Source organism: Microcoleus sp. LAD1_D3 (assembly GCF_036702135.1).
In the GTDB taxonomy this organism is placed as follows: Bacteria; Cyanobacteriota; Cyanobacteriia; order Cyanobacteriales; family Microcoleaceae; genus Microcoleus.
In genome coordinates this window covers 23,188-30,915 of record NZ_JAUBSB010000024.1, presented here as the reverse complement: position 1 = coordinate 30,915, position 7,728 = coordinate 23,188, and the positions used below count along the sequence as shown (strand labels likewise).

The following is a 7,728-nucleotide window of genomic DNA, read 5'->3' as shown; positions in this document are numbered from 1 at the left end:
AAATCCAGTGGTTGCGCCTGCTGCTGCGCCCATAAATCTCGCACCGATACCGACACCGGATCTCGCAGCCAACCAGCCGCCGAGCACAAATCGTTTATTTTCCCCCAGCTTGCAACAGCAAAACCAGATATCTAATTCCTGGCAACAGCGCATTTCACCTCCAGCGTCTCCGAATCTTGAGGCTTCCCAGTTGCCAGCTAACCTCAGCGCCGTTATTTTTCCCGTCGAGGAGAGATTTACCAGTGAGTTTGTCGATTACCTAAATTTGCCATCAACAACTGCGATCGCCACCCTAGAAGATGCCCAAAATACCCTTCGCGGTGTCCAACAAGCCACAGGGATCAAACCAGCTCTCATTTATATCAACTTTGTACCCAGGGGTTCTACAGTCGATCGGCCTTACAGCAGTTCCCCCATCTTGCGCGTAGAACAGCAAATCCAAGCCTCTGACGAACTGGAAATGATGGTGATCACCCCCGAAGGTGTGCCCGTTCGCCAGCGCATCCCTGGAACCTCTCGCACCGAGGTAATGGAAGCTGTTCGGAAATTTCGCGATGAACTGACTAATCCGGTAAAGCGCAACACTAAAAGTTATTTGCCCTTGGCTCAGCAACTCTACCAGTGGATGGTAGCGCCGCTCGAAGCAGAACTGCAAGCCAAAGGCATTGACAATTTATCTTTTATCTCAGATATGGGGTTGCGATCGATACCGATGGGCGCCCTACACGACGGCAAAGGCTTTCTGGTAGAGCGTTACAGTGTTGGCTCGATGCCGAGTCTGAGTTTGACAGATACCAGCGCCACCAATTTCAAAAATACCCAAGTTCTGGCAATGGGGGCGTCGCAATTTCCAGAGATGAGTCCTTTGCCTGCGGTGGAAATAGAAGTATCGACAATCACCCCGCAGCAGTGGCCGGGTAAGTCTTTCTTGAACGAAGCTTTCACCCTGGCTAATTTGAAATCGCAGCGCCAGCAGTATCCTTTTGGGATGATTCACTTGGCTACCCACGCCGAATTTCGATCGGGAGATCCCAGCGAATCCTTTATTCAGTTGTGGGATACTAAACTGCGTTTGGATCAGTTGCGGCAAATGGGATGGCACAGCCCGCAAGTTGAAATGTTAGTTTTGAGTGCTTGCAAGACTGCTGTGGGCGATCGAGAGGCCGAGTTGGGCTTTGGCGGGTTAGCCGTGCAAGCCGGGGTTAAATCGGCTATGGCGACTCTTTGGTATGTCAGCGACGAGGGCAGTTTAGGATTGATGGCGGAGTTTTACGGGCAGTTAAAAACTGCTCCGATTAAAGCAGAAGCACTGCGGCAAGCGCAATTAGCGATGTTGCGGGGAGAAGTGCGAATTGAAGGGGGGATGCTGCACACTTCTGTTGGCAATCTGCCGTTACCCCCGGAATTGGCAAACACGGCGAGTCAGAATTTCTCTCATCCTTATTATTGGTCTGCTTTTAGAATGATTGGTAATCCTTGGTAATAGGGTTTGTTTTAGTCGATCGACTGTTGGCTAATTGTGCGAGAGTTCGATCAGCGGGGTTGGGGAATATGGGTATAATCGATCGCAATTTAGAGCGCTCCTTCGGCGTTTTTGCGATCGTTTCCGACCTGGATTCAGCAACGCCCGCTGATAATCTAATTGAAGACCTGCAAAAATATGAAGAGCCTGTTTGTAAATTTATTTAAATAAAGAAAGTGCGATCGCCTCTTGACAGGTTATAGTATTATACCGAGAGTCATAATTAAACAGTGCTGCTGTCAGCCCTCTATGAGTGGCGACTCAAATATGTTAACTAGAATACATATTCACTATCAACACCAGTATTTAACACATGAGTAAACAATTATACAAAGTTTTTGACGAAGTAGAATTCCAAGCTCAACTGCTTGCTAAATACTGGAATAATTTTTCTACAGAAATTTCCGAACATTTACCAGATACATATCAGCCTGAGATACAAAAGCTCTCCAGTAAATTAGACGAGGCTTTAAGCACTCTGGTTGAGGCACTCCGTAATCCAACTCTGACTCTTGCGACTACAGGAACCACCAGTAGTGGGAAAAGCACTTTAGTAAATTTGTTATGTGGAGCCGAAATTGTCCCCGTAGCCGTAAGTGAAATGAGCGCAGGGGCAGTCACTATCGAATATAGCAAGGAAAAGTCTCTAATAATCCATGAAACACCAGGAGCATTGTGGGAGTGCGGAGAGTGGAGAGGTATCAGAGAGGAAAAAATTTATCAGCGCTTATACCAAGTAATGATAAGTTATATCGAAAACCGAGAAAAACAACCGAATTTAGCTTGCCCACAATCTACAATATTTTACCCTTTCAGGCTTGTCAAAGAGTCTAAACTGGAACTACCACAAGGAACAAGGGTAAAAATTCTTGATTTACCTGGTTTGGCCTATGTGGGCGATCAAGGTAACGCAGATGTTATTAAACAGTGCCGAGAGGCATTGTGCATAGTCACATACAATAGTGCAGAAACCGATGCACATAAAGTAAAAAGCTTACTGCAAGAAGTTGTACAGCAGGTAAAAGATTTAGGTGGTTCTCCTGCACGTATGCTCTTTACTCTGAATCGGATTGACGTTTTTCGAGCCGACAAAAATTGGCCTGAAACAGAAAATCGCTTTGTTGAAAAAGCTAGACGTGATATAAAAAACGAATTGACTGAACAATTACAAGAATATACGGAAGATATTGAAAAGTTACAAGTTGTCAAACTTAGTACATGGCCTGCGCTACTAGCCCTTCTGATCCAAAATAATGATGATATCTATAGTGCGGAAGCCTGTAAAAAGGCAGACAACAATTTTAATGGATTAATTGATGAAGATATATTAGAAGTCCTGCCACGTAACGTACAAAAATGGTCTAGACACGATCGAAACCGAGTTGCTGAAGCATTATGGCAAAAATCTTATGCAGAGGAATTTCAACAGAACTTAAGGGGACATATTACTCAACACTTTCCACAGTTAGTAATCCCACAAATTATAGAACGCTTCAATCTATCCGCAGGAAATGCCGTAACGGAATGGGTAACACAAACAACAACAGCTATTCTTAATAGTTCGGAAGAACGCTATCAACAGGAATGTGAAAAAATATCACAGATTAGGGCAGCACTTGAAGGGTTCTTAGAAAGCAGCGATACAAACTTAAAAAAGCCTTTTGAAAGACTAGATACAAAAGTTAAACAGGTTTTAGCAAAACAGTCAGAAGATGACGTTGTGAAGTATATAAGAACCGTAATTTCGGAGCTTCTAAAAGTTGAACCATACAATGAACTAGGAGTAAAATTACATCCAGTACATTCATGGGAAAACGAGTTTCAGAGAGGAATTAACCAAGTATTAGAAGCAGTAGCAAAGTCTTTAGAGACTGGGAGAGTAGATTTAGACAGTCCAAATCTGAAAAGAGCAAATGTTTTAAATGTAAATTTACTAGCAAGAAACCTTAACCGTTTAGTTAAGTTGGGCTACACGGCTTCCGCTGCTAAACAAGGGACAACAATGGAAGCAAGAACAGAGGAAGAGAAGAATAAACTCAAAGAAATAAATGAGGAACTCAATGAACTAGCTATCCATCTTAACTTGGTTATAAAGGATGTATTAAAACATATCTCTACACAAGAGTTAGATAGAATTTACCAGGCTGTATCTGAATTGTTCCGTTGCCATTTGTCATATCTTGAAAAGGGAGCAAATGATAAAGCACCTAACATAGCGATTAAATTCCCTGAATCCGAACTTATTAAAGTCGAGAGTCATTTAACATTTAATTTTAGGTTTAAAGCAGGATTTGCTATTACAAAAGGGAATTGGGAGGAAGCAGTACAGGTTCCAAGACAAGAAAGAACTTGGTATACATTGTGGATAGGGAAAAAAACTATTTATGAAACCGAGTATCAACCACGTTCTAGCGATAATGCTAAACTACCCAGCATAGAATATTTACTGACTGGTTGGATAGAGCAGGCGAAAGAGGAAGAGTCAGAAAGAGTAAATCAAGTTGCACGCTGGTTACTAGAACAAATTGATTGTCTAAAAAAAAATGTAGACAAAATTCAGAGTGATATTATTGACCGTTATCAAGAAAGGCTCGATAAGGCAAACCAAGAAATTACTATTGATTATGAAAAGCAAAGAAACGTCTGGCAACCTATGGCACAAAAAGCTCAAAACCTAGCAGAAGAGTTTTCAGGCTTAGAAAAGATTTGGAAAGTTAATTGAATTGATAATTGACTTTGTTAATTTAAAGTCCTTGCTCGCTCCCAAAAATATAATGACATGAATTCGCAAACCAGATTTCCAGTAGATCAAAACATAGAAAAATTGTATCAAGCGATTTGTGAGGAGATTTATCCTAACATTAAAAACCAAAAGAAGGGAGTTCTGTCCACAGTAATATATATAATACTTGGAGCAGACAACTCACAAGCTCAAGAAGTTTGTCAGTATCTTAAAATTAAAGATTACGCATTATTAGAAGATGATTTATCTATATCAGACGACATTATTGGGGTTTTCATAAGTAATCCTAATAGCCAAATACAATGGATATATGATAATATAATTAAGCGGGAGAAAGAGTTTTTAAAAAATACACGTAAGTTAAAAAGTAATTTGGGAGGTAATGATATGAAATTATTTCAAATTGTTGTCATAGGATGCCTGATTGTAGGAACATTTGTTTGTATAAAATATCTCGAAAAAGTCAAAAAAGAACGACAACTAAGAGAAGACCGCAAAATTCAGCCATCACAGCCATCAGATAGCTCTCCACCACATCTAAAAGTTCCTGTACCTGTAGCCTTGTGTCTTGTTGTACCAGCATCAGTGGTAGGAAATTTAACAAACAATAGCCCAATTAATGTGTCTGACATAGAAAAACTCATAGATAATTCCTTATATTTTCTATGTACAAGTCCTGAAGATGCAGATACTATCCAGCCACGTCTAGAATTAACAGGCGAAAATATTACAACTGTGAGTGAACAGAGAGAAATTTATGTCAGGATTAACATTACTGATGGAGAAGACATGATAGGGAAGAAAGTCCCATATATTTTAAAGAGAAATCTCCCTCCTAATGGACAAGGTATGGTTACACAATTAGCTTGTCTAAAATATTTATCTGTATTTGGTTTAGAAAACTTTAACCGTATTTAAGGAACCGCAAAATGGATTGGAAAACAGCATCTTCTTACTATGAGGCTCGTCTTAGCGACGCTCTAAACGTGCAGCGACACGCGCTTAATTTGGCTATGTTACCCCAAGCTGAAGTTTCGGTTCGATTAAAAGAGGTACTTTTACAAGAAGCCGAACCAACTCGTCGCCAACTTGAAAGACTCAAAAAGCGAGAGTTTCGCATCGCTGTTGTCGGGTTAGAAAAAGCCGGAAAAAGCACATTTATTAATGCTTGGTTAGAATGCGATTTACTTCCAGCGAAGGGAGGAAGATGTACATTTACAACCACCCAAATTTATTCAGTTGAAAATGAGTCCGAACAAAGGCTGGAAGTACAAGCGAGAACTGAAGAAGAGTTTCTCAATTTACTAAAGGAACTTGAGAAAGTAGGGGCGAAAGAAGACCTAAATACTATACGAGCAAACGAAATAACATTACAACAGGTAAGAAGAGAAGGTAATCTGACTTTTCCCTTTACTAGACTCGAAGATATTAGAGAACCACTCAAGAAGTATGTAGCAGATGAAAAGTATGCTCACGCTGTTTTAGAGGCGAGACTTTATACTAACAAACTTGCTCAGGCTGAAGGAATTGTTTTTTATGATGTTCCCGGTTTAGATTCAGGTTTAGCAAAGCACGTTGATGAAGCACAAGCAATGCTCTCTGACTGTGATGCGGTGATATTGGTACAGCGGTTTACTAGCCTCCGAGAAAAGGAACTAGAAATAATCAAGTTTACCGAACTTGGCGATAAAAACGTCACCGTTGCTGATAAGCTTTTTGTATTTTTAAGTCGGATTGATTCATTAGGTAGTGCAGAGGCACTTAAAACACATATTGAAGAAGCATCTCAAGACTGGTTAAAGCGTGCAAAGCTTCCACCTGAACGCATTGTATATGGTTCAGCCGGAGCCTATCTAATTTTGAATGGTTTAGCAGGAGAACAGACTAAGTTAGAGATTGGGGATGCAAGTAATATCGAAGCTCAGTTGAAGAGACTGACTGGAATTACCGATGAAGAAACTCTGAATAAAAATGGTACGGGAATTCCAGAAATTAAGGAAAAAATATTTAACTATATCAACACTGAGCGTGTCTCGATTTTAAAGAAAAGATGCGAAGCTTCTATCAATAAAATTTTCAGCAATTCTGAACAGATTTATATTACTGTCAGCAAAAAGTATCCAGAAAATCCTGAAGAAGCCAAGCTATTTGAAGAAAATAATCGGCGGGTTTTATTTACAGAATGGTGGAATCAAAAATGGGAAACAATCAAAGCTGATTTACAAAAATATTATGAATATTCTGTTGTAAACAAATCCTTAGATAGTTCTAATGCTAAGTCATTCACTCAAATAGAAAAATTTAGAGAACGATATTTACAAATCGTTGACAATGAAATGCAGAAACTCAGGGAGGAAACATTTAAAAAGAAAGATACTATCTTTCTTGCTAACTCCAATCCAGAGTTTGACCGCATGAAAGCCAATTTTGCTTGGCGTGATGATTTGTACGGTGATATTAGTAAGCTTCTCTCTGCAATTGCTCATCAACTTGCTTTAGAACTTAAGGATGAAGCATTAAAATTAGTTGAATATATGACAAGTTTATTATGGGAAAGTAATCAAGTAAAACCCAGGCTCATTGAAAATTCAGAGGAATATTTTTTAGCAAAACTAGAGAATAGCTTAAGCGTATTATTTTTACGCTTTGCGCGTCCAGTTGCTGAAGCGCTGATTCGCGGTCCAGTTAATAGTGATACTCGAAATAAAATAATCAAAAGTTTAGGGGTAGATATTGAAATTATTGATAACTACTATAGTGGGGAAGAAGCTGCATTTAGGGTTCTCAAAAAATATGTAAAATATGGTTCAGATTTACTATTTAATTCGGAGATTCGGCAACAAGTATTAGGAGTTACAGGAATAGCAACACAAATTGCTGGGGTAGCAGCGCAAATAGTGGGAGATTTTTCTAATGACATAAAATCGCCACAAGAAGAAGCTGTAGTTTTTGAGGTAGGAAATGATATTAGTGCGTTTGAAGAATACTTAATTTATGCAATTTTCAGTGCGGCTGGTTTTGAGTCATACTGTATTCAAGAACAGAAGGGTTTAGTTGATAGTTTCCGAGACAAAGAAGGTACTTGGACTGGCGTTGCTCTCAATGAGTGGTTGCAGGGAAATCCACTTCTGTTTGCTGAAATACCTGATAACTTGAAGTCACAAGAATCGAATTTAGAAGTTAGCGAACGATTGAGGCAATTATCTATTGCTTTAAAAAGAAGTCGTTCGCCGGAGGTACTGTGAGGGACTGAAACTACAGGAAAATAGACCTTTTGCAAAAGTCCTTTTAATGAAATTTTAGGACGGGCTCTCCGGCCCATCCCACAAAAATCATCTTTTTTTGTGGAATGGGGCGGAGAGCCCGTCTTAGCTATTTTTTGCAAGAGGTCTAATTTAACATAAGTCTGCAGGTCGATCGCCCAAAACATCTTCCACCATCATCAATCCGCTTCTAATCCGCC

5 protein-coding genes are annotated in these 7,728 nt (G+C 39.8%); all 5 read left to right on the top strand.

Annotated elements, in window-relative coordinates; translation table 11 throughout:
* Positions 1–1,483 (top strand): CHAT domain-containing protein (locus QUA74_RS15560; RefSeq protein WP_333330471.1); only part of this gene is annotated, 1,483 nt, incomplete at its 5' end.
* Positions 1,477–1,689, top strand: coding sequence for a hypothetical protein (locus QUA74_RS15555; protein ID WP_333330468.1), 213 nt, complete (start codon positions 1,477–1,479; stop codon positions 1,687–1,689). The genes QUA74_RS15560 and QUA74_RS15555, both read left to right, overlap by 7 nt.
* 146 nt (positions 1,690–1,835) lie before the next feature.
* A complete protein-coding gene (locus tag QUA74_RS15550) occupies positions 1,836–4,244 on the top strand; it encodes a dynamin family protein (protein ID WP_333330464.1) in 2,409 nt (802 codons plus the stop codon).
* Between the two features lie 57 nt (positions 4,245–4,301).
* A complete protein-coding gene (locus QUA74_RS15545) occupies positions 4,302–5,183 on the top strand; it encodes a hypothetical protein (RefSeq protein ID WP_333330461.1) in 882 nt (293 codons plus the stop codon).
* An 11-nt stretch (positions 5,184–5,194) separates the two neighbouring features.
* Entirely contained in the window at positions 5,195–7,510 is a 2,316-nt protein-coding gene (locus QUA74_RS15540) for a dynamin family protein (RefSeq protein ID WP_333330458.1), read from the top strand.
* Positions 7,511–7,728 lie beyond the last annotated feature (218 nt).

What these genes read in the sequence shown, in the direction of transcription:
- QUA74_RS15550 (WP_333330464.1), top strand. Translation starts at nt 1,836, where the DNA reads ATGAGTAAACAATTATACAAAGTTTTTGACGAAGTAGAATTCCAAGCT.
- QUA74_RS15540 (WP_333330458.1), top strand. Translation starts at nt 5,195, where the DNA reads ATGGATTGGAAAACAGCATCTTCTTACTATGAGGCTCGTCTTAGCGAC.
- QUA74_RS15545 (WP_333330461.1), top strand. Translation starts at nt 4,302, where the DNA reads ATGAATTCGCAAACCAGATTTCCAGTAGATCAAAACATAGAAAAATTG.